This is a genomic window from Nocardioides sp. (genome assembly GCF_050246775.1).
In the GTDB taxonomy this organism is placed as follows: Bacteria; Actinomycetota; Actinomycetes; order Propionibacteriales; family Nocardioidaceae; genus Nocardioides.
This window is the reverse complement of record NZ_JBFWVK010000001.1, coordinates 1,770,747-1,792,068: the sequence shown is the minus strand read 5'-3', so window position 1 is coordinate 1,792,068 and position 21,322 is coordinate 1,770,747. Positions and strand designations below refer to the sequence as shown.

Annotated in this window: 15 protein-coding genes; 7 read left to right on the top strand and 8 right to left on the bottom strand. The window is 69.7% G+C overall.

Translation table 11 applies throughout. The features are described 5' to 3' along the window. The gene (locus AB7I40_RS08510) at nt 1-1,890 is read right to left on the bottom strand and encodes a penicillin-binding transpeptidase domain-containing protein (protein ID WP_428345532.1); all 1,890 of its coding nucleotides are present in this window, start codon (nt 1,888-1,890) and stop codon (nt 1-3) included. Between the two features lie 57 nt (nt 1,891-1,947). Here AB7I40_RS08510 and AB7I40_RS08505 point away from each other — a divergent pair, with 57 nt between their 5' ends. Both AB7I40_RS08505 and AB7I40_RS08500 read left to right on the top strand, forming a co-directional pair. Beyond that, nucleotides 1,948-2,310 (top strand): iron chaperone, encoded by a 363-nt coding sequence (locus AB7I40_RS08505; RefSeq protein ID WP_428345531.1) that lies wholly within the window; start codon nt 1,948-1,950, stop codon nt 2,308-2,310. 44 nt (nt 2,311-2,354) lie between these two features. Then, a complete protein-coding gene (locus AB7I40_RS08500) occupies nt 2,355-3,908 on the top strand; it encodes an SDR family NAD(P)-dependent oxidoreductase (protein WP_428345530.1) in 1,554 nt (517 codons plus the stop codon). A gap of 34 nt (nt 3,909-3,942) precedes the next feature. Here the strand turns inward: AB7I40_RS08500 and AB7I40_RS08495 are convergent, their stop codons facing one another. The 3 genes from AB7I40_RS08495 to AB7I40_RS08485 form a co-directional block, all read right to left on the bottom strand. Beyond that, nucleotides 3,943-8,541 (bottom strand): hypothetical protein, encoded by a 4,599-nt coding sequence (locus AB7I40_RS08495; protein ID WP_428345529.1) that lies wholly within the window; start codon nt 8,539-8,541, stop codon nt 3,943-3,945. Between the two features lie 221 nt (nt 8,542-8,762). Beyond that, nucleotides 8,763-9,839 (bottom strand): alkene reductase, encoded by a 1,077-nt coding sequence (locus AB7I40_RS08490; protein ID WP_428345528.1) that lies wholly within the window; start codon nt 9,837-9,839, stop codon nt 8,763-8,765. 190 nt (nt 9,840-10,029) lie between these two features. Further along, a complete protein-coding gene (locus AB7I40_RS08485) occupies nt 10,030-10,929 on the bottom strand; it encodes a GNAT family N-acetyltransferase (protein WP_428345527.1) in 900 nt (299 codons plus the stop codon). Nucleotides 10,930-11,047: 118 nt separating this feature from the next. On the opposite strand from AB7I40_RS08485, the gene AB7I40_RS08480 reads away from it, so the two are divergent. Further along, nucleotides 11,048-11,344: a virulence factor gene (locus tag AB7I40_RS08480; RefSeq protein ID WP_428345526.1), complete on the top strand. Its 297-nt coding sequence runs from the start codon at nt 11,048-11,050 to the stop codon at nt 11,342-11,344. Beyond that, the gene (locus AB7I40_RS08475) at nt 11,341-12,234 is read left to right on the top strand and encodes a homocysteine S-methyltransferase family protein (protein ID WP_428345525.1); all 894 of its coding nucleotides are present in this window, start codon (nt 11,341-11,343) and stop codon (nt 12,232-12,234) included. Before AB7I40_RS08480 ends, AB7I40_RS08475 begins: the two co-directional genes overlap by 4 nt. 18 nt (nt 12,235-12,252) lie before the next feature. Here AB7I40_RS08475 and AB7I40_RS08470 read toward each other — a convergent pair whose 3' ends face one another. Next, entirely contained in the window at nt 12,253-12,495 is a 243-nt protein-coding gene (locus AB7I40_RS08470; protein ID WP_428345524.1) for a hypothetical protein, read from the bottom strand. A gap of 70 nt (nt 12,496-12,565) precedes the next feature. Here AB7I40_RS08470 and AB7I40_RS08465 point away from each other — a divergent pair, with 70 nt between their 5' ends. Together AB7I40_RS08465 and AB7I40_RS08460 are read left to right on the top strand one after the other, a co-directional pair. Continuing rightward, a complete protein-coding gene (locus AB7I40_RS08465) occupies nt 12,566-13,447 on the top strand; it encodes a LysR family transcriptional regulator (RefSeq protein ID WP_428345523.1) in 882 nt (293 codons plus the stop codon). Nucleotides 13,448-13,778: 331 nt separating this feature from the next. Further along, nucleotides 13,779-16,424, top strand: a complete 2,646-nt coding sequence (locus tag AB7I40_RS08460; RefSeq protein ID WP_428345522.1) for a binary toxin-like calcium binding domain-containing protein — start codon at nt 13,779-13,781, stop codon at nt 16,422-16,424. Nucleotides 16,425-16,488: 64 nt separating this feature from the next. Here the strand turns inward: AB7I40_RS08460 and AB7I40_RS08455 are convergent, their stop codons facing one another. The 3 genes from AB7I40_RS08455 to dnaB form a co-directional block, all read right to left on the bottom strand. Beyond that, nucleotides 16,489-17,358, bottom strand: a complete 870-nt coding sequence (locus tag AB7I40_RS08455; protein ID WP_428345521.1) for an alpha/beta fold hydrolase — start codon at nt 17,356-17,358, stop codon at nt 16,489-16,491. Continuing rightward, entirely contained in the window at nt 17,355-17,873 is a 519-nt protein-coding gene (locus AB7I40_RS08450; protein WP_428345520.1) for a MarR family winged helix-turn-helix transcriptional regulator, read from the bottom strand. Before AB7I40_RS08450 ends, AB7I40_RS08455 begins: the two co-directional genes overlap by 4 nt. A gap of 68 nt (nt 17,874-17,941) precedes the next feature. Beyond that, nucleotides 17,942-19,354, bottom strand: a complete 1,413-nt coding sequence (gene dnaB, locus AB7I40_RS08445) for a replicative DNA helicase (protein WP_428345519.1) — start codon at nt 19,352-19,354, stop codon at nt 17,942-17,944. Between the two features lie 520 nt (nt 19,355-19,874). On the opposite strand from dnaB, the gene AB7I40_RS08440 reads away from it, so the two are divergent. After that, on the top strand, nt 19,875-21,209 hold the full coding sequence (locus AB7I40_RS08440; protein WP_428345685.1) for an MATE family efflux transporter: 1,335 nt from the start codon (nt 19,875-19,877) through the stop codon (nt 21,207-21,209). The last annotated feature ends 113 nt before the right edge of the window (nt 21,210-21,322 follow it).

Below are 21,322 nucleotides of genomic sequence, written 5' to 3'. Positions count from 1 at the left end.
TCAGCGCAGGAACGCCTCGAGCAGGGGTCCGGCGGTGCCCGAGCCGGACTCGCCGGTCTCCACGAACACCGCGACCGCGAGGTCGCCCTGGGTCGCGATCATCCACGTGTGGGTGGGCAGGGACCCGTCGGCGGCCGGCTCGCCGTACTCGGCGGTGCCGGTCTTGGCGCCCACGTCACCCGGCAGGCCGGCCAGGAAGTTGCCGGAGCCTTCGGTGACCACGGCGCGCATGAGCTCCTGCAGCTGCCCTGCCTCCTGCTTCGTCAACGGCGTCGCTGGCGCGGTCTGGGTGGTGTCCACGGCAGGGATGAGCCGGGGCAGCACCGCCCGGCCGTTGCGCACGGACGCTGCCACGGCCGCCATGGCCAGTGGTGAGGCGAGCACCTTGCCCTGGCCGATGAGGTCCGCGGCGGCCTCGGTCTCGCTGGCCGGCGCCGGCACCTGCCCGAAGTAGGCAGGGAAGCCCAGGTCGTGGTCGACCCCCAGGCCGAGGGCGGCGGCGGCATCGGCCAGCGCCCCCCGGGGCAGCCGGCTCCCGGCACCGATGATCGCGGTGTTGCAGGAGTTGGCCACGGCCTCGCGCAGGGTGATCCGGCCGAGCGCCGTACTCGGGTAGTCGTCGTAGTTCTTGAACCTCTTGCCGTCCACGACCAGCGTCGCCGGGCAGTCCACCGGACTCTGCGGGGTGAGGCCCGATCGGAGCAGCGCCAGGGAGGAGACGATCTTGAAGGTCGATCCGGGGGCGTACTGGCCGTAGGTGGCGATGTTGTTGCCCTGCGCACCCGGCCCGTTGGCGGCCGCCAGGACGTCGCCGGTGGAGGGCCGCAGGGCGACGATCGCGGTCGCGTTGCGAGCACCGCCCTCGAACCCCGCCAGGATGCGCTCGGCCTTGAGCTGGAGACGTTCCTCGAGCGTGATCTTGAGCGGTGTGCCGTCGACCGGGTCGTAGGAGTAGAGCTGGCGTTCGGTGCCCTCGGAGTCGACGGCCTGGACGGCCAGTCCGGGGGTGCCGCGCAGGGTGTCGTCGTAGCGGGCCTGCAGACCTGACAGGCCGACCACGTCGCCGTCGCGGATAGCCCCGTCCGACTTCTCGATGATCTCGGCGGTGGCCGGCCCCACCGAGCCCAGGATGGGCGCGGCGAACTCCCGCGTGGGCGCCAGCGGGATCTGGTCGGTGATCGCGGCGGCGCCCGGGATCTCGGCGTACGCCGAGCCGACCTCGCCGGTGTCCTCGCGGCGCAGCACCAGCGCCTCCACGAAGGCCTTGGCCCCGGCCTGCTTCGCGGACTTCACGTACGACGCCGCGTCGATGTCGAGCACCTGGGCGATCCGGCGGGCACTGTCGGCCACCTGGGCTGGCTTGATGCGCACCTTGTCCAGTCCGTAGCGCACCACGTCGCGGTCGGTCACCAGTCGACGTCCGCCGGCGCCGATGATGTCGCCGCGCTGGGCCGGCAGGGTGTCCACGTCCAGGGTCTCGCCCGCGACGAGCGAAGGCTCGAGGATCGAGGGTGCCCACTCGACCTGCCACTCCTCGCTCCCCTCCTCCAGCTGCGCCTGGCTCTCGTAGGTCCAGTCGTGACCTTCGAACGACCACGACCAGGCCAGGGTCGCCGTGCCGGACCCGGCGCTCGCCTCGACGTTCGTGACCTCCACCGCGACGGGGGTGTCGGCCAGTGGCCCGAGGAGGGTAGGCAGATCGATGGCGGAGGCCTCCGTCGACCACGGCACGTCCGTCACGTCCTTCGCGATCAGGCCCTGGACAAGCAGGTCGGCAGCCGTCCCCGGTCCGTTGCCGTCGTCTCCCGAGGAGGTGCAACCGCCGACGACCAAGGCGGCCACGAGCAGGCCACACAGTCCGAGAGTCGGTCGAGGAGTCTGGGTGCGCATGGCCCCGATCCTGCCAGCCGGGCGGTCAGGGAGCCCTGCTGCTGCCACACTGGGGGCATGACCGCTGACTCGGTGAACGCCTACCTCTCAGCTCTCCCCGCGGAGCGACGAACCGTGGTGGAGGAGGTCCTGCGCCGGCTGCGCCGCGTCCTGCCCGGGGCCGAGGAGACCATCAGCTACCAGATGCCGACGCTCAAGGTCGATGGCGAGTCGGTGGTGCACCTGGCCGCGTGGAAGCACCATCTCAGCCTCTACCCGACCCCGGCGTTGAGCGGTGACCCCGACTTCGAGGCGGAGTTCGCCCCACACCGGGGCGAGAAGGGCACTGCCCGCTTCCCGTACGTCGACCCGATGCCCTACGACCTGATCGAGCGGATGGTCGAGCACCTGCGCGAGGAGCACCTGCGGGCTCGCTCCTGATCAGCGATGCCGCGCGTGGGGGCGCCCCACCTTAAGATCTTGCGGTGACCACGACCCCGGACTCCGCTGACGCCGTCGGCGGACCCGGCGACGTCGGGCACGTCGGGGGCATCGACCCCGCGGACCTCGCGGTCACCGTGCGGGTCCTCACCCAGTTGCACGAGCTGCCCGACCACCACCCCGACATCCGCACGGTCAAGCATGCGGCCAGCCACATGTACAAGGCGCTCAAGCGGGAGCGCAGGACCCGCAAGCGCGAGGCCGAGCTGGCCGCCGACCGTGCGGTCACCGAGGCGACCGCGACGGGCTCACCGATGCGCATCGACGACGAGACCAAGGGCATCTCGCTGGTGTCCTCGGCCCCGGGGGCGTTCGCCGGTGAGCTCATCAACCCGCGCGGGTGCTACATCTGCAAGAACGACTACACCTTGGTCGACGCGTTCTACCACTGGCTGTGTCCCACCTGCGCGGCCTTCTCACACTCCAAGCGTGACCAGCGCACCGACCTGACTGGCAAGCGGGCCCTGCTGACCGGCGGCCGCGCCAAGATCGGGATGTACATCGCCCTGCGCCTGCTGCGCGACGGTGCCCACACCACGATCACCACCCGCTTCCCGCGCGACGCCGTACGCCGCTTCGCCGCGATGCCGGACAGTGCCGACTGGCTGCACCGCCTCAAGATCGTCGGGATCGATCTGCGCGACCCCACCCAGGTCATCTCGCTGACCGACGACGTCGCTGCGGACGGCCCGCTGGACATCCTGATCAACAACGCCTGCCAGACCGTACGGCGCTCGCCGGGCGCCTACTCCAACCTCGTGGAGATGGAGGCGGCGCCACTGCCGGACCTGCCGGTGCTCCCGGAGCTGGTCACCTTCGACCGGATCTCCGAGGCCCACCCGGCGTCGATCTCCGGCGCGCTGACCACCTACGCCGTGGCGCACCACGCCCCGGTGGTCGAAGAGGGCGCTCTGCGCCCTTCTCGAGACCACACGCCGGCAGACCTGACCGCTCTCGCTCTGAAGGCCGGCAACGCCTCGCTGGAGGCGCACCTGGCCGGCACCGCGGTCGATGCCGGTGGGTTGCTGCCGGACACCCAGAGCACCAACTCCTGGACCCAGGTGGTCGACGAGGTCGACCCGCTGGAGCTTCTCGAGGTGCAGTTCTGCAACTCGATCGCGCCGTTCCTGCTCATCTCCCGGTTGCGTCCGGCCATGCGGGCAGCCGTGCAGGTCAACGGTGCCCGGCGCGCCTACGTGGTCAACGTCTCGGCGATGGAGGGACAGTTCTCCCGCACCTACAAGGGGCCTGGCCACCCGCACACCAACATGGCCAAGGCGGCGCTCAACATGCTGACCCGCACCAGCGCGGCGGAGATGTTCGAGACCGACGCGATCTTGATGACCGCGGTCGACACCGGCTGGATCACCGACGAGCGGCCGCACCAGGAGAAGCTGCGGATCGCCGCCGAGGGCTGGCACGCCCCGCTCGACCTGGTCGACGGGGCGGCGCGGGTCTACGACCCGATCGTGCTGGGCGAGGCCGGCGAGGACCTCTACGGCTGCTTCGTGAAGGACTTCAAGCCCAGCCCCTGGTAGCAGGGCTGGGCTCGACGTCCAGGGACCAGGTGGCTCAGCTGCCGTTGATGACCCGGAGTCGGCGGTTCTGCCGGTCCGCCACCCACAGGTTGCCGTGGGAGTCGAGGGCCATCGCGGAGGGCCGCTGCCAGGTCGAGAAGAGCGGGAACCCGCCGTCGCCGAGGTAGCCGAACTGACCACTGCCTGCGAGCGTGTCGAGGTTGCCGTCGTGCACCAGCCGGATCCGGTTGTTGTTGGCCTCGCCGATGTAGAGGTCTCCGTTGGGTGCCGCGAAGACGTACTGCGGCTTGTGCAGGCCGGCGTCGATGGCCAGGCCGCCGTCGCCGTCGGCGGTCGCGATTCCGGTCCCGGCGAAGGTCGTGATCACCCCGTTGGTGTCGACCCTGCGGACCCGCTCGTTGTCGTAGTCGGCGATGAACACGTTGCCCGAGGCGTCGACGTCCACGCCGTACGGGCTGTTCAGCCGGGCGGCGGTGGCGGCGATGTCGTCGCCGTTGTAGCCGGCCGTGCCGGTGCCCGCGAACGTGGTGATGACACCGTTGGGAGCCACCTTGCGGATCTTGTGGTTGGCACGGTCGGCGATGAACATCGACCCGTCGGGGCCGAAGGCCACGTCGTACGGCGTCCGCAGTCGCGCCGCGGTGGCCTGGCCGCCGTCGCCGGTGTTGCCGGCGGTGCCGGTGCCGGCGACTGTGGTGATCACACCGGTGGCCGTGGTGACCTTGCGGATCTTGTTGTTGCCGGAGTCGGCGATGTAGAGGTTGCCGGCGGCGTCGAAGGCGAGGCGGACCGGGGTGTTCAGGCGCGCCGCGGTGGCCTGACCACCGTCCCCGGTATTGCCCGAGGTCCCGGTGCCGGCGATCGTGGTGACAGTGCCGTTGAGGTTGATCCGGCGCACGGAGTGCAGTGCGGAGTCGGCGAAGTAGACCCGGTCCTGGCTGTCGATGGCCAGGCCCCACGGGGTGTTGATGCCGACCGCGACGGATTGCTGGCCGTCGCCGGAGTAGGTCGTGCCTCCGTTGCCGGCGGCCGTCCACAGCAGGTTCTTGCCGCAGTTGGCTGCGGTGTACGCCGCCGCCCGGTTGAAGTAGTTCCAGGCGTTGGCGTTGAGGGACTGCGCCGCGTTGGCCTGGAAGAACACGCGGCACGACGCGGCGTTGCCCACTGTCATCGCATCGCCCTCGTCATAGGCGAACTCGGTCGCGGCGCCGCCGGCGACGGTGGCGATGATGTCGGCCGAGGCCGCCGGGGTCGCGTAGCCGACGTTCTGTGCGTTGGTGCTGATCGTCTGCAGCCCCGTCGTGGCCCGGGAGAGCGGGTGCAGGGGCTTGGCGATCGTCACCTGGTTGGCCGAGATCACCTGTCCACCGGTGGCGGTCATCCCCATCTCGTCGAGCATCCGGCTGTGCAGCACCATCGTCGGGCGGGCGAGGTCCCGCAGCCGGGTGCCGAGCCGGGCCTCGACCACGCTCGGGTAGAGGATCACGTAGGAGTAGTCGGCCAGCACGTCAGCGGGCTGCACGGTGTTGTCGTCGGCGTAGGTGATGGCGTAGTTGTCCTCGACGAAGTCGGTGACCTTCTTGTCCGCCGCGGTCAGCACGGCCGGGTCGGCCACCACGGCGAGCACCTTGGTGCCGCCCACCGGGGGGTTGATGGTGACGGTCTGCGACGAGGAGGAGGAGAGGTTCCCGTTGTCGTAGGCGGCGGTGCCGGTGAAGGAGTACGTCGGCTTGGAGCCCACCGACCCGGTGACGAACCGGTCGACGTGGCAGTTGATCATCTGGAACGCCGCGACCACCTTGGGCAGGCCGCACTCCGAGGACACGTCTCCGAAGGTGGGACTGGTCAGGCTGGTGACCGTGGTGGGTCGCACCGGATCCAGGTTCATCATGGTGACGTTGAAGCGGACGGTCTGACCGGGGTAGGACACGATCCCGGGGCCCACGACGGTGCGCAGCCGGAAGGTCGTGGTGCTGGTGAAGATCTGCACGAGCGAGGTGTCGGTGTCGCTCAGGGCCGTGGCCCCGGCGTTGCCGGTGGCGGTGACGGTCGAGCTGACCGAGGTGGCCGCAGCGCCGCTGACGGTCTCGGCGGCGGTCGTGCAGCTGTACATCTCGCCGGCTGCCAGGGTCTGGGGCAGCGAGCAGGTTCCCGACCCGTTGAGGTCACCCATCCGGGCGTCGTTCAGGGCCGTGACCGTGACCGACCGGTCGGTGTAGGTGTTCTGCACGCGCACCTTGTGCGAGACGCTCCCCGAGGGGGCGATCACGAACGGACGCGACGGGGTCTTGCGCACCTCGATGCCGGGCGCGGGGTTGGGCCAGAACGCGTTGCGTCCGTGGTTGACGACGGCGAAGGCGTCCCCGTCGCTGCCGGCGAACAGGCCGGCCGGCTCCAGCTCGACGGTGAGGACGCCCCGGAAGCCCCCGGCGTTGGGCACCCAGTTGATGCCCTGGCCGGTGTCGGGGTCGACCGCTGCCACCTGGAACCGGGGGTCGGACTTCGTCTCGGTCTCGAGGTAGCGGAAGTGGCCGGAGAAGTAGACGGCATCCTTGTCGGCGGCGACCGACTCCATCGTGTCGCCGATCCGGTCGGACCACAGCGGCTGCTTGTTGGTGGCGTCGTTGGCCATCGAGAACGAGTTCAGCGTGTCGCAGGCGGGGTAGTAGATGTGTCCCGAGCTCACGACGTACATGGACTGACCGTCGGGGTCGATGTCGATGTCGCGCATGAAGCCGACCTTGCCGCTGCGCGAGCAGGGTTGGTCGTAGAGGTCGGTGTGCCAGTCGGTCACCAGCGCGCTGGGCCCGCCGACGTCGATCTGGGCGATCAGCGGCCGCTCGACGCCGGCGATCTTGCGGAAGTTGCCGATCACCATCAGCTTGGTCTCGTCCGGCGACAGCGCCATCGCGCGCATGCCGCCCTCGCTGATGTCGTTGGTCGGCTCGGTGAGCGGCATGCTGAAGTTCGGCAGGAGCGCGCCGGTGGTGGCGTCGATGGCCGCCAGCCGGCTGGTGTTGACGCCGTTGAGGACGTCGAAGTTGCCGCCGAGGTAGAGCGTGCTGCCGTCGGTGCGGACCGCCATGTCCTTGACGTAGGAGTTCGCGCTCGCCTGGAAGGCGGCGATGTTCTGGCCTGTGGCGATGTCGAGCTTGGCGATCTTGGACTTCGCCTGCCCGCCGATGTTGGAGAACTCACCGCCGACGAAGACCGCCTGGGCGTTGGCCGACGCCTTGACGGTGTTGACCTGGCCGTCCGGGGCCGGGTTGAAGTCCGAGCGCAGCGCTCCGGTGGCCAGGTCGTAGGCGGCCAGCCCGGAGCGGGCGACGGTGCCGTAGTCGGAGAAGTCGCCGGCCACCAGCAGGGAGCCTCCGTCGCGCACCAGCGTGAGAGCTCCGCTGGTGCCGCTCTGCGGCGTACGAGCCAGCGAGCGTGGGGTCTCGTAGTACGGCACCACGGTGGTCACGGCGTTGGTGGCCAGGGCGACCCGGGCGATGACCGCGGGGTTGTCCTTCTCGGGGGTCATCTGGAACGAGCCGCCGAGGTAGAGGCCGCCGTTCCCGTCGAGGGTGACAGCGGCGATGTCGCCGGAGATGCCCGCCAGGGCCAGGGACGTCGTGACGCCCGCGCCGGCCAGGGTGACTCCGGCGAGCCGGTTGCGGGTCACGCCTCCCACGGAGCCGAAGGAACCACCGAGGTAGACGGTATTGGCGGCGTCGTCGACCTCGATGTCGTTGACGGTGTTGTTGATGCTGACGCTCAGGGTGCCGAGGGCGCCGTTGGCGCCGTCGAGGGAGGCCAGTCGGGTGCGCGCGATGCTGGCCACGTTGGTGAAGAGCCCGGCGACCAGGACGTCGCCGTTGCTGCGCACGGCGATGTCGTTGACGGTGTTGTTGGGCGTGCCGTTGGCCCAGGTCGCGTTGCGGGCGCCGGTCGCGGCGGTGAGGCCCGCCAGGCGCCGGTAGGTGACGTTGTCGACCTTGGAGAAGTCGCCGCCGACGTAGAGGAGACTGCCGTCGCTCGACAGGGCCAGGCTGCGGACGACGCCGGTGACGTTGGCGCCCCACGTGAAGGCCCCGGCGGCGGAGAACCGGGCCACCGCGTTGGCACTCTGGCCGGCGATGCTGGTGAACGCCCCGCCGACGAAGAGGTCGCCGGCGCCGTTGGTGGCCAGGTCCCAGACCGCCCCGTTGGGAGCCGGGTTGAACGACGTCACCGCGCCGGTGGAGTCCACCTGGGCGAGGTTGGTGCGGCTCTGGCCGCCGACAGCGGTGAAGGTGCCGCCGAGGTACCAGCCGCCGGCACCGTCGGAGACCGCGGCGCGGACCGAGCCGACGACGTCGGGGAAGGTGGCTCCGAAGGACTTGGCGGCGGTGTCGACGATGCCGACCGCGCCCCTGGTCACCGGGCCCACCCGGGTGAAGTTCCCACCGAGGACCACCGAGGAGCCGACCTGGGCGATCGTGCGCACCTCACCGTCGACGGCATGCACGGCGGCATCGCGCGGACGCTCGGCCACCACCCCCGCGCGAGTGTCCGGGTCGGCGTGCGCCACGGGTGCCGCGGTCAGGACGGCAAGGAATCCGGTCGACCCGAGCGCCGCTGCCAGAAGGAATCGCACAGCGTGCTTCATGACGCTTCCTCACGTGGTGATCGCCCGTCGCGCAGACGGATGTTGTCGTCGAGACGCGAGTGCCCGGCACCGCTGATGTCCCCCAACTGTCGATGGTAGGGACGATCACTTGGGGTGCGACCAAAGATGATCCGTCCGGGAGCGCACTCGGGGCGCCCTGACTAGGCAGGGCGCCCCGAAGTGATCAAGCTGGACTCTGGGGTTGCCCCCAGCGAGCAGGCTCAGGCCTGCTCGAGCGTGGGGTAGTCGGTGTACCCCTCCGCGCCGCCACCGTAGAAGGTGTCCGGGTTGGGCTCGTTGAGGGCGGCACCGGTGCGCCAACGCTCAGCAAGGTCGGGATTGGCCAGGTACGGGCGGCCCACCGCGACCAGGTCGGCCAGCCCCTCGTCGAGGATGCGCTCGACGTCCTCGAGGCTGGTCACGTTGGCGAAACCGGAGTTCTCGATGACCGGTCCACCGAACAGCTTGCGCAGGTCGGCGACCAGCTGGGTGCTAGGGTCGGCCAGGATGCTGAGGTAGGCCAGCCCGAGGTCGGCGATGCCGTCCACCAGGGCCTCGTACGTCGCCCGGGTGTCCGCCTCGTCCTGCTCCAGGACTCCTTGGATGTTGTGGGCCGGAGAGATCCGGATCCCCACCCGGTCGGCGCCGATCGCAGCTGCGACGGCGCGGGTCACCTCGATGACGAGGCGGGCCCGGTTCTCCGGCGAGCCGCCGTACTCGTCGTTGCGAGTGTTGCTCGAGGGCGCGAGGAACTGGTGCAGCAGGTAGCCGTTCGCCGCATGGATCTCGACGCCGTCGGTGCCGGCCTCGATGGCGTTGCGCGCCGCCTGGGCGAACTCCTCGACGATGCCCGGAAGCTCGTCGGTCTCCAGCGCCCGCGGTACGACGTGGTCGAGCTGCCCGTGGGCGGTGACCATCTGGCCGGGGGCGGCGATCGCACTGGGAGCGACGGTCTCGAGGCCGTCCTTGTTGTCGGGGTGGGCGATGCGGCCCACGTGCATCAGCTGGATCACGAGGTGTCCGCCGCGGGCGTGGACCGCGTCGGCGACCAGGCGCCATCCCTCGATCTGGGCCTGGCTGTGGATGCCCGGGGTGTTGAGGTAGCCCTGGCCGACGGCACTGGGCTGGGTGCCCTCGCTGATGATCAGGCCCGCTCCGGCGCGTTGGCCGTAGTACTCCGCGTGCAGGTGCGTGGGTGCCATGCCGGCGCCGGCGCGATTGCGCGTCAACGGGGCCATCACGAACGACTGCGGAAGGGCCCAGCGGCCCACCTGGACGGGTTCGAAAGCGCGGGTCATGCAGCAACCTTTCATCGTCGATCAGTTTGACTGTTCAACCAATCGAACAGCGCCGGGCGTGAGCCCATTCCCCCGGAGGCTCCTGATGTGATCGAGACCGCACCCGCGCTCCAGCCCGCACTGGTGCACCACCTGCGTCGAGCCGACCTGGTCCGCACCCTGGGGGCTGCGATCTGCCTGGCCGGGGCGATCATGGCGTCGCTGTAGAGCGATACCCCTGGATCGACACCTCGAGGCGGAAGCCGAGCTTCTCGTAGAGCCGCCTGGCTGGGAGCCGCGGATCCTGCACGGTCAGGTTGACGTTGTGGTGCGCGGAGATCTCGATCAGCCGGCGGCTGATCGCAGTGACGAGCTCGGCCCCCAGGCCGAGGCCGCGTGCCTCGGGCGCCACCGCGACGTAGTCGAGGTAGCCGTCCCCGTCGGGCTGTTCCCGACCGGCGGCGTACCCCTGGACGACGCCATCGTGCTCGGCGACCAGCACGGTCCAGGTGCCGGCCTCCGACCGGTCCACGAGCTGCTGCGTGCTCGCATACGTCCGGGGGAACTCGAGGTCGTGCAGCGGCTCCAGGAGGGGAAGGTCGGCTGCGGTCACCGGCCGGATCCACGGGCTGTCGGCCGGCCACGATCCCGCGGCCCCGGCATCGGCCACGAAGACGTGATTGATCACGCCGGGCTCCCAGCCGAGGGCCGTGCCCAGGCCCGCGAGTCGGGCGTTCGCCACGTCCCCCGAGATCTCCCGGTCGGTGATCGCGGCCGGGATCTGGGCTGCAGCGGCGTCGAACACGGGCCTCGCCCAGCGCTCCCAGGCGGCGTCGTCACCGCTCACCCAGGGGCCGAGGATCCAGGCCCGGGCGGCCTCGAGGTCCCACTCGGCCAGCGCCACCCCCACGATCCGGGCGCCGTCACGGGCGACCCGCACGGTGTCGTGCCAGGGCGGCTCCAGGTCGGCCAGCTCGGCCTCGATGCCGATCCGGGTGGCGCCCAGGTAGGGGATGTTCCGGGTCGGGTCGGCCTGCTGGGCGACGATGAGGTCGAGGACCTGGTCCCGCTCGCCAGGGTCAGGCGGTGTGGGCCGCTGCTCGTCGGTCATGTCCGGCATCCTCCTGGATCGTGGCCGCCTTGTCAGCCGTGGTGCGACTCGGCTCCTGATCGTGCCTGATCAGCGAGACGAATCGGCGTACCTACCGGCGGCGACCTAGGCTGCGGGGGTGACTGAGTATCAGGTGACCTACTGGCGTGATCTGCCCTCGCTCGTGGTGGCCCGCGAGGGTGACGCAGTGACCAAGTCGCTGCTTGCGGCGCGCTTCCAGGGAGCGATCGACGAGGCCGCGATGCGCTTGGGTGAGACCGGCAGTGACGACTACCTGGCCGGGTGGCGCCGTACCGATTGGACTCCTGCCGAGGGCGACCCGGCCCAGGTCGCCGAGCAGGTCAGCGCCCAGCTCGAGGAGGCGTGGCCCGCCCAGGCGATCACCGACTACCTCGATGCGCTGGGCCCGGCGTGAACCACCTGACCGAGCTCCTGGCGCGGTCCGCGGGGTCCTCCGACGGGGTCGTCCTGCTCGACGGTGGCATGGGCACGCTGCTGCAGGACAACGGCCTGGTCGACGGTGGTGCCGGCGAGCTGTGGAACGTCGATCGCCCGGAGGTCATCCGCACCGCGCACGAGCAGTACGCCGCGGCCGGAGCGCGCATCCTGACCACCAACACGTTCGGTGGCACCCGACCGCGTCTGCAGATGCACGGGCTCGAGGACCGCGTCCATGAGCTGAACCGGGCTGCCGCGCAAGTCGCGCGATCGGTCGCGGACGCGCACGGCATCCTGGTGGCCGGCGATCTCGGCCCCACCGGTGAACTGCTGTCCCCACTGGGGACGATGTCGCCCGAGGAGGCTGAGGGTTTCTTCGCCGAGCAGCTTGCCGGCCTGGCCGAGGGCGGCATCGACGTGGTCCTCATCGAGACCATGAGTGACCTCGGGGAGGTCGAGGCGGCGGTGGCGGCGGCGCGTGCCGTGGTGCCGGAGGCACCGATCATCGCGACGCTCAGCTTCGACACCAACCTGCGCTCGATGATGGGGGTCCGGCCCGCGGACGCCGTCACCCAGCTCGGAGCGCTCGGCGTGGACGCGGTCGGCGCCAACTGCGGTCGCGGTCCGACGGAGATGTCTCAGATCGCTGCTCAGCTGGTGCAGGCGCGGTCGGACGGCTTGCTGCTGGTGGCCCAGTCCAACGCGGGGTTGCCGCAAGTGGTCGGCGACCATTTCGAGTACGACTCACCTCCAGACGAGATGGCCGCGCACGCGGTGGCGCTGCGCGATCTGGGCATCGACCTGATCGGGGCGTGCTGCGGATCGACGCCTGCGCACATCGATGCCATGCGCCGCGCCCTCATCTGACCAGCAGGTTCGGTCCGTTCAGGAGGCCATGCGGTGCTCGCGCACGTTGCGCGAGACGATGCCGCGGATCTGCTCGGCGGCGTCGCTGTCCTCGCCGCGCAGGGAGGCCAGCAGGTCGTCGACGTCGCTGGGGCTCGTGTAGTGGGCCAGCTCGCGCTCGAGCGCACGGAACTCGGCGCGGGCGGCGCGCCGCTCACGCAGCTCGTCGCGCAGTTCGGCGAGGACCTGGACCGGCGAGCGGGTGGACTTGTGTGTGGTCATGCTTCAAGTCTCCGCGCCCTCAATCCATACGTCCAATGTGGATTCTGCTCATTATTCATGCGATATCGTCATGGATATGGAGACCGATGCGTTGCGCTGGTTCCAACAGGTCGCCGACGGAGTGACGGTCACCGAGGTCGCCGACATCTACCGGGTGAGCCAGCCAGGTGTGTCCCGGGCCCTGGCCCGTCTGGAGACCGAGGTCGGGACGCCCCTGCTGCACCGTGAAGGGCGACTGCTGCGTCCCACGCATGCGGGCCGGGTGATCAAACGGCACGTCGATGCCCTGCTCCACGCGCTCGACGACGGGTTGGCGGCAGTCAGCGAGTTGGTGGACCCGGAGACCGGCACGGTCACCGTGGCATTCCAGCTCTCCCTGGGCACCTGGCTGGTCCCAGGTCTGATCGGGCGGTTCCGGCAGTCCCACCCCCAGGTGACGTTCCGGCTCGAGCATTCCGACGACGCTCTCGGCTCCTCCCTGCTCGCCGGAGGGCGCATCGACCTGGAGTTCACCTCGCGCCGCCCGCGCAACCCGGCCGTCCAGTGGCACCACCTGCTCGATCAGCCCCTGCTGCTCGCCGTACCGCCGGCACACGCGCTGACGGGGCACGCGTCGGTGTCCCTGGCCGAGGTGGCGGCGGAGGAGTTCGTCATGCTGCGACCTTCCTGGGAGCTGCGCACGCTGAGTGACGAGCTGTGCGCCGCAGCGGGGTTCACGCCCCGGGTCGCCTTCGAGGGAGACGACCTACCTGTCGTGGAGGGCTTCGTCGCGGCCGGACTCGGCGTCGCCATCGTTCCGGCATCGGACCCGGGTGGTGCCTCGACCGGCCGCGGCGACCTCATCCCGCTCAGCGACCCCGGCGCCTTCCGGGAGGTCGGGGTGGCCTGGTCACGTGAGCGACGCCTGCTGCCGTCGGCCGAACTGTTCCGCCAGTACGTCATTTCGCGGTAGGCGTCCAGGGACACGACGCCTCGTGGTCCAACTCCCGACCGGACGGGACGCTCCGGCCGTGCCGTCCGGCATCGGCGGCATAGCCCGTTCGGGTGGTGCCGGTCGCGGATCGGACAACCTTCAACCAGATTGCGTCAAGCGCCGGACAGCATCGATTGACCACTGCGATGCTCATCGTGTTCTCGGTGACGTGCCCCCGTGTGTGGGGCACCCCCCAACTGCCCTCGATCGGCCATTGCCCGGCCGCGTCCGAGCGCGCCTTCTCGATGGCTCGACCCTGCTCCTTCGCACCACTGTCTCGAACCCGCCAACCCCCAGAGTGAGGAACCCTGTGAAGCGAACCGTTCGCCCCCATCCCGTCCGTGCCGGGCTGTCGACCGCCGCCGTGCTCAGCATGGCCGCCGCCGGCCTGAGCCTGAGCGTCGCCCAGTCCGCGGGTGCAGCCGTCCCGGACCCGGCCAGCCAGAACTATCAGGCCTATGCGTACGGCTCGACGTTCCAGTCGAACTTCTACAACAACAGCTTCGAAACCCAGCGCTACGTCTCCGCGGGCCAGAGCCAGTCGGGCGCCCAGAACAACAACGGCACCGACCGCTACTCCTACGCCTACTCCTACGGCCTCAACACCTATCCGGCCGACTCTTCCGGACTCTCGGCGAATGTCTACCAGTGGTCACAGTCGGCCAACGCGGCGGGCGAGCAGTCCGACACCAACCCCGGCGGCAGCGTCGAGGGCGTGCTCTCGGTCGGTGCCAGCACGGCGTACGGCAAGACCAACTTCGTCGACCAGGACACCTGTGTGCCGGCCGGCGAGTCGTTGGCCAAGACGACGACCATGGCCTCGGACATCGACGTGGCTCCGGGCACCGTGAACGGCCAGCAGCTCGACCTGCTCGATCAGGTCGGTGAGGCCACCGTCACCACCGACATCACCATGGAGTCCAACGGGGACGGCGACCACCGCAGCCTCGTCACCACGGTGACCGGGTCCACGGCCACCTACAAGGCCTTCGACGGACGGCTCACCATTCGCGTGGAGAGTCCGGCCCAGCTGGTCGGCACCACCAACGGCCTGGAGAACGTCGCCGTCGAGGTCACGCCTGCCGTGGTGACGATCGAGGACGCCGAGGACGCCGAGGGCACCGTGACCACCCTGGAGACCAACCAGACCTACGAGTACACCGACCCCGCTCACCCGGGGATCCGGATGTACGTCTACGCGCCGCAGGCCTACACGAACAACAGCTCCGAGAACGGCACCTACCTGGACGCCAGCACCCAGGCCTTCCAAGTCCAGGCCTACGACGAGACCAGTGGCGGGAACAACGGCCAGGGCTACGCCTACGGCCAGAACCTCAACATCCAGTCCCAGGTGCCAGCTGGCGGCGTGGACTGCACGCCTCCCGCCGACACTGACGAGGACGGCCTGACCGACCCGCAAGAGGGTCGCCTGGGCACCAACCCGGAGGTTGCCGACACCGACGAGGACGGTCTTTCCGACGGCGTCGAGGTCAACACCACCCACACCAACCCGCTCGTCGCCGACACCGACGAGGACGGCCTGCTGGACGGAGCTGAGGTCAACCAGCACCTGACCGACCCGAGGAACCCCGACAGCGACTACGACGGCCTCAACGACGCCTCCGAGCTCGAGGCCGGCACCGACCCGAACGTTTCCGACACCGACGAGGACGGCCTCTCCGACGGCGCCGAGGTCAACCAGCACCAGACCGACCCGCTGGTCGCCGACACCGACGAGGACGGCCTCTCCGACGGCATCGAGGTCTACGAGGTCGGGACCGACCCGAAGGTCGCCGACACCGACACCGGTGGGGCCTTCGACGGTGAAGAGGTGTCACTGGGCACCAGCCCGTTCGACGCGAACGACGACATCCAGATCACCGACGCGGACGGCGACGGCCTGACCAGGGACCAGGAAGCCGAGCTGGGCACGAACCCGGCGAACCCCGACACCGACGGTGACACCCTCTCCGACGGCGCCGAGGTCAGCACGTTCGAGACCGACCCGCTGGTCGCCGACGGCGACGAGGACGGCCTGAACGACGGCGAGGAGCTCGGCAACCAGACCGACCCCCGGGTGGCTGACACCGACGAGGACGGTCTCAAGGATGGCGCCGAGGTCAACCAGCACGGCACCAACCCGACGGTGGCCGACACCGACGAGGACGGCCTGAACGACGGCGACGAGGTCAACACCTACGAGACCGACCCGCTGGTCTCCGACACCGACGACGACGGCCTCAGCGACGGCGACGAGGTCAACACCTACGAGACCGACCCGCTGGTCTCCGACACCGACGAGGACGGCCTCAGCGACTCCGAGGAGGTCGAGCTCGGCACCGACCCGAACCTGGTCGACACCGACACCGACGGCGTCACCGACGGCCGCGAGGTCAACGAGAACGGCACCGACCCGCTGGTCGGCGACACCGACGAGGACGGTCTGACCGACGGTGAGGAGGTCGCGATCGGCACCGACGGCACCAAGGCGGACACCGACAAGGACGGCATCTCCGACGGCGACGAGGTCACCGGGGCTGCCAACCGCAAGTACGACAACGGGGTGACCAACCCGCTGGTCAAGGACTCCGACAACGACGGCCTCACCGACGGCCGCGAGGTCAAGGGAGCCGCCACCGGCAAGTTCGCCCGACTGCGGACCGATCCCAACAACAAGGACACCGATGGTGACCACATCAAGGACGGCACCGAGATCCACGGCCTCACCAACGCGAAGTTCGACAAGACCTACCGGTCGAACCCGCTGCGGATCGACTCCGACCGCGACGGCCTCAAGGACCGTCAAGAGGTGACGGGCGTGCGCAACAGGAAGTTCCACAAGGAGCCGACCAACCCGATGCGGGCCGACACCGACTTCGGTGGCGTGGACGACCTGGACGAGATCCGCGCCGGCAGCAACCCTGCCGACCGCAACTCGACCCCGTTCCACCCGTGATCAGCTGAGCTGAGCTCCACAGCGCAGGCCCCCCGGTTCCCCGGGGGGCCTGTTGCGTTGCGCTCTAGGTCCCTGCGACCAGCTCGTCGAGCATTCGATCCAGGGCGCCCACCGTGATGGAGACGTGCCCCTCGCCCTCCTCGAGGTGGCTGGTGACCTGGGGGAGATTCTCGGAGAGCCAGATCCCGTGGGGGAACGGCACCATCAGGTCCTCACTGCCCTGCCACACCAGTGTCGGGGTCCGCAGGTCGTCGAGCTCGAAGCCCCAGGGCCGGGTGAAGGCCAGGTCGTCATCCAGCCAACCGTCGATCCCGTTGCTGACCGCCTCCCGCATCGAGCTGGCCAGGTCCGTCGCGAACTCCCCGGTGATGGCCGCCACGTCGACCGGTGGCAGCAGCGAGCTCATCGAGGCGCTGATCTCGGCGCCCTGGATCTGCTGAAGGTCAGGACGGACCGCCTCCAGCCAGGGTCGCAGGGTGGACTCTCCTGCGAGGGCTGCCGCGAACTCCTCCAGGTTGTCCTCGCCCATGCCGGCCAGCCAGTCCAGCCCACCGGCGTCGTACGGCGCCACTCCGGCGATGCAGAGCACTGCCTGGACGCGGGTCTTGAGCAGCGCTCCGCAGGCCAAGGCATGCGGACCGCCACCGGACCAGCCGGCCACGAGGCACGAGTCCGCGCCGATCTCGTCGAGGACCGCCGCGGTGTCGGCGGCCACGTCCGCGACCGACCTACCGGGCGCTCGGCTCGAGGCGCCGTACCCCGGTCGGGACCAGGTCACCAGTCGCAGGCCGCGTGAGTGCGCCCCGCGCCGGAGACTCTCGAACTGGTGACGGCTGCCGGGGGTGCCGTGGTGGAAGACCAGCGGGAGCCCGTCAGGAGGGCCACTCACGGCCAGGTCGAGGGTGCGGCCGTCGGGCAGGTGCAAGGCTGTCATGCCTCATTGAACACCGGCGCCGGGTCGGGTTCGGCCGACTGACCCGTCATCGACAGCCGGCCCTCGGGGTCGATGCGTCCCAGGATCGCCTGGGCGATGTCGGCCAGTTGGTCGACCTGCTCGGGATCGAGGGCGTCGATCACGTGGTGACGCACCGTGGCCACATGGCCCGGAGCTGTCTCCTGCAGGGTCTGCCACCCCTGCGCGGTCAGCCGCGCATTCGTGGCCCGGGCATCCTGCGGACACGGAAGACGTTCGACCAGACCCCTGTCCTCCAGGCGCCGCACCACGTGGGAGAGGCGAGGCAGCGTGGCATTGGTACGCCGCGCCAGCGTCGTCATCCGCCAGGTCCGGTCCGGGGCCTCGGACAGAGAAGCCAGTGTGAAGTACTCGAAGTGGGTCAGCCCGGCGTCGCGGCGCAGTTGCGAGTCCAGCACGCCGGGAAGGAGCTCGAGCACCGCGGCCAGCCGCACCCAGGCCTGCCGCTGGTCGTCGTCGAGCCAGGGAGTGGTCATGCGGCCGATCGTAGTCGAAACGGTTGACGCAACAACCAAGTCCCGGTGGAGGTGTCCCCCGCGGGAGGTCAGTGAGCCATGTCGACGAAGCGGGAGTAGTGGCCCTGGAAGGCGACGGTGAGATCGCGGGTCGGACCGTTGCGGTGCTTGGCGACGATCAGGTCGGCCTCACCGGCGCGGGGCGACTCCTTCTCGTACATGTCCTCGCGGTGCAACAGGATCACCATGTCGGCATCCTGCTCCAGTGAACCGGACTCGCGCAGGTCGCTGATCATCGGGCGCTTGTCGGAGCGCTGCTCGGGACCACGGTTGAGCTGGGAGAGCGCGATGATCGGGACCTCGAGCTCCTTGGCGAGCAGCTTGATCTGGCGGGAGAACTCCGAGACCTCCAGTTGGCGCGACTCGACCTTCTTGCCCGAGGTCATGAGCTGCATGTAGTCGATCACGATCAGCCGCAGATCGTGGCGCTGCTTCAGGCGCCGCGCCTTCGCCCGGATCTCCATCATGGTCATGTTGGGCGAGTCGTCGATGAACATCGGCGCGGACTCCACCTCGCCCATCTTGCGAGCCAACCGAGCCCAGTCGTCGTCGGTCATCTGACCGGTGCGGATGTGATTGAGCGGCACCTTCGCCTCGGCCGACAGCAACCGCATGGTGATCTCCGAGCGCGTCATCTCCAGACTGAAGAAGACGCTGGCCAGGTTGTTGTGAATCGAGGCGGCCCGACAGAGGTCCAGGGCCAGCGTCGACTTCCCGACACCCGGGCGCGCCGCGACGATGATCATCTGGCCGCTGTGCAGACCGTTGGTGAGGTCGTCGAAGTCCGCGAAGCCGGTCGGGACGCCGTACAGCCCGGCCTCCCGGTTGCCGATCGCCTCGATCTCGTCGAGGACGTGATGCATGATGTCGCTCAGCGGGGCGTAGTCCTCCGAGGTGCGCTTCTCGGTGATCTTGTAGACCTCCGCCTGGGCCTGGTCGACGACGTCGTCGACCTGCCCTTCCCCCGCGTAGCCGATCTGCACGATCTTGGTGCCGGCCTCGACCAGGCGGCGCAGGATCGCCTTCTCCCGCACGATCTCGGCGTAGTAGCCGGCGTTGGCCGCGATCGGCACGTTGGCCGACAACGTGTGCAGGTAGGGCGCGCCACCGACCCTGGCCAGCTCACCGCGGCGCTGCAGCTCGGCGGCCACCGTCACCGGGTCGGCCGGCTCGCCGCGGGTGTAGAGGTCCACGATCGCGTCGTGCACGATCTCGTGCGCGGGCCGGTAGAAGTCGACTCCGTGCAGGACCTCATTGACGTCGGCGATCGCGTCCTTGCTCAGCAGCATCGACCCGAGCACGGACTGCTCCGCGGCCATGTCCTGGGGAGGGGTGCGGTCGTTGCTGCCGCGAGGTGCCTCACCGGGAGCGAACGACGACGGTCCGTCGCCCCACTGCGGCTCCGGCCCGAAGCCTGCTTCGGTGTGCTCGGCGACGCTCATCCGGCTCCTCCTGGCGGTGCACTCATGCGACCCACCCGTGTGACTTCGTGACGACCCCAGTGCAGTCGTGGTTCGACCATAGGGCCGGGCACCGACAGCGCAGCGCAGGCCACGCGAGTCGGATCACCGGGGGCGAACCAGCGGCTGACGCTATGCCTCCGCACACGGGATGATCAAGCCCGCGCCGGAGGGTTATCCACAGGCGCTGTGGATAACCTGGGGGTCGTCGTGGACGACACGCCTCTGTGGGTGCACAACATGGGGAAACACCTGTGGACAGGGCATCCCACTCAGTGAGCCGCACCTCGCTGACCTGCGGAAACGATGCAGTCAGCCTGTGGAGAAGAAAAAGTGTCCAGAAAACCTGTTCATCTTCCAGCCACCGGACAGTCACATGTAGTCAAGTCGACAAAGCGCCGGAACGGCAAGCAACACGGTCGAGGCGGGCGCTCTATCCACAGGTGACGCCGTAGTGGACAGAGGCCGGATCTACTCCTTACACTGCTACGCTCCCCCGGTGCTGCGCCCCACCGATCGCGAGATCCTGCGACTGGCGTTCCCAGCGTTTCTGGCCCTGGTGGCCGAGCCCCTGTTCCTGCTTGCCGACGCCGCCATCGTCGGTCACCTGGGCACCCCGGAGCTGGCGGGACTCGGCGTGGCCGCAGCCGTGCTGCAGACAGTCGTCGGGTTGTGCGTCTTCCTGGCCTACGGCACCACCGGGAGCGTCGCGCGCAAGCTCGGTGCCGGTGATCGCCGCGGTGCCCTGAGCCAGGGCATCGACGGTGTCTGGCTCGCCGTACTGATCGGCGCCGTCACCACTGTGGTCGGCGTCGCCTCGACCCCGCTGCTGGTGGCCGCGTTCGACCCCGGACCGGCCGTGACGGACTTCGCCACGACCTACCTGCGCATCGCGTTCCTCGGCACCACTCCCCTGCTGGTGATGCTCGCCACCACGGGCATCCTTCGTGGGCTTCAGGACACCCGCACCCCGTTGGTGGTCGCGGTCGTCGGCAACATCCTCAACGTCGTGCTCAACGTGCTGCTCGTCTACGGGGTGGGGTCGTTCGACGGCCTGGGTATCGCCGGCTCGGCGCTCGGCTCCGTGCTCGCCCAGGTCATCAGCGCCGGCCTGCTGCTGGCCGTGGTGGTCCAAGTGGCCCGCTCCGAGCAGGCCCCGCTACGCCCACACCTGGGCGGCGTCCGCGGCGCCGCCAGCGCCGGCGTACCGCTGCTCATCCGCACCCTCACCCTGCGGGCCGCTCTCCTGCTCACGGTGTACGCCGTCGTCCTCGCCGCCCAGGATGCCGCCGGAGCCGAGCGGGACCTGGCCACCCATCAGCTCGCGCTCACGCTGTGGTCGTTCCTGGCGTTTGCGCTCGACGCCATCGCCATCGCGGCCCAGGCCATCACCGGCCGGGCGTTGGGTGCCGGCGACGTGGTTGGCACCCGCGCGCTCACCCGTCGGATGATCCAATGGGGAGTGGTCAGCGGCTGCGTGACGGGGGTGGGCCTGGCTGCGGCCTCCCCGTGGCTGGGTGTCCTGTTCACCGAGGACGCAGCGGTACGACGCCTGCTGATCCCGGTGCTGATCATCGCCGCCCTGGGGCAGCCCGTGGCAGGCGTGGTCTTCGTCCTCGACGGCGTGCTGATCGGGGCCGGCGACGGTCGCTACCTGGCCTGGGCCGGACTCGTCGCCCTCGTGGCCTACCTGCCCCTGCTGCTGCTCGGGGCCCTCGTGGGCGGTTCGGTGGTCTGGATCTGGGTCGCCTTCGCCGGTGGCTTCATGGCCGCGCGGTGCGCCGTACTGCTCCACCGCGCCCGTGGCTCCGCCTGGCTGGTCACCGGCGCCGGGTGAGTGCTGCGGAGGTGCATGAATCCCCGGGCGACCGGGGAAATTGGCGGTTGTCAGCCGTTGCAAGGGCCGACAACCGCGAGTTTCACCGGGCGACCGGTGAAACCTGCACGAGC